This window comes from Gilliamella sp. Fer4-1 (assembly GCF_001690515.1).
GTDB classification, from domain to species: domain Bacteria; phylum Pseudomonadota; class Gammaproteobacteria; order Enterobacterales; family Orbaceae; genus Gilliamella; species Gilliamella apicola_C.
Map to the genome: position 1 here is coordinate 1 of NZ_LZGZ01000025.1, position 1,416 is coordinate 1,416.

2 protein-coding genes are annotated in these 1,416 nt (G+C 31.5%); one reads left to right on the plus strand and one right to left on the minus strand.

Annotation, left to right across the window (positions count from 1 at the left end; genetic code table 11):
* Window positions 1–189: 189 nt before the first annotated feature.
* Window positions 190–651 (plus strand): YaiI/YqxD family protein, encoded by a 462-nt coding sequence (locus A9G30_RS00925; RefSeq protein ID WP_065587765.1) that lies wholly within the window; start codon window positions 190–192, stop codon window positions 649–651.
* Between the two features lie 29 nt (window positions 652–680).
* Here the strand turns inward: A9G30_RS00925 and recO are convergent, their stop codons facing one another.
* Entirely contained in the window at window positions 681–1,373 is a 693-nt protein-coding gene (gene recO, locus A9G30_RS00930) for a DNA repair protein RecO (protein ID WP_065587766.1), read from the minus strand.
* Between the last annotated feature and the right edge of the window lie 43 nt (window positions 1,374–1,416).

Genomic DNA, 1,416 nt, shown 5'->3' on the forward strand with positions numbered 1-1,416 from the left:
TATCACTTATTATTAAGATTTTAAATAGAAACAATTGCCGCGGCATCAACATGAACATATGTATAAAATAGACTATAACGTATCCTACCTCTATAATACTTTTACAAAAAATAATTAATTATTTTTTTATAATAGACGATATAATCACTAAATATTGGAAGTTTTAATTGAATATTGAATAGAGTAACTATGAACATTTGGATTGATGCTGATGCATGCCCTAACCCAATTAAGGAGATTTTATATCGAGTAGCAAATCGAAAAGCCATTAATACAATATTAATAGCTAATCAACGATTAACGATTCCCCTCTCACCTTACATTCAAAGTTTACAAGTTGGAAAAGGATTTGATGCCGCAGATAATAAAATTATTGAGTTAGTTAAAAAAAATGATTTAGTTATCACATCAGACATTCCACTTGCATCAGATGCATTAAATAAAGGCGCTTTAGTACTCACACCACGAGGAGAACAATATACACTCGATACGATAAAAGAGCGGCTAACTATACGCGATTTTATGGAAACTATGCGAGCTAGTGGCGTACAATCTAAAGGCCCTTCTCCTTTTTCAATTAAAGATAGAGAGAAGTTTGTTAATCAACTTGATAAATTAATTCATCACTTTTCTAATAAATCTTTCTGTTAATATTATGTATAAATTGTAATTGGTAAAAACTAGAGCTTCAAAAATAGTTCTCTGCTTTTAAAAGGTTTTGATCCTACATAAGGTTTTAATGCCATTCGAGTAAAACGTTTTGCGGCTTTCAGCGTATCATCACTATTAAATTGGCGTTTTCCTAGCGCCAAAACTTGTTCACCTGTAAAACTGGCACTATTTTTTAATAAGCTGCTAATAAACCCTTTTTCACTTTGATATTGATAATTCATCGATTCGACAATACTATCGCCAGTGGCACAGCAGTGAAAAAAATCAACACAATAGCCTAAATTATCTAATAAGGATAATTCAAAAGCTCGTAGCACATTTTCAGCAGAAACCTGTTGTGCTAATTGTTGCAAGCTTTTTAAATAGTCATCAAAAAGTGTTGGCATTTCGGTTTCAGCGACTAAGACTCGGTGTAATAGTTCATTTAAGTAAAAAGCACTATATAAATAAACAGATGCTAATGGCAAAGAGAGAGACATTGCTTCAACTTGACGCAATGTTTTTATGTCACCTTGACCAGAATATTGTACAATTAGTGGAGTAAAAGGTTGCAACATCCCTTTTAATGATGAACGCTTTCTTTTTGCTCCCTTAGCTAAAACCGTTATTTTTCCAACATTTTCAACAAACAAATCAACTAATAGGCTGCTTTCAGTATAAGAACGAGTGTGTAATATAAATGCTCTTTGCCAACTTTTCATCTAAAATACCTGTTAATTAATTCGATTATTTTTTAATTAAAAT

Excerpts from the sequence above, each read along its gene's own strand:
- recO (WP_065587766.1), bottom strand. The coding sequence starts at position 1,373 with ATGAAAAGTTGGCAAAGAGCATTTATATTACACACTCGTTCTTATACT.
- A9G30_RS00925 (WP_065587765.1), top strand. The coding sequence starts at position 190 with ATGAACATTTGGATTGATGCTGATGCATGCCCTAACCCAATTAAGGAG.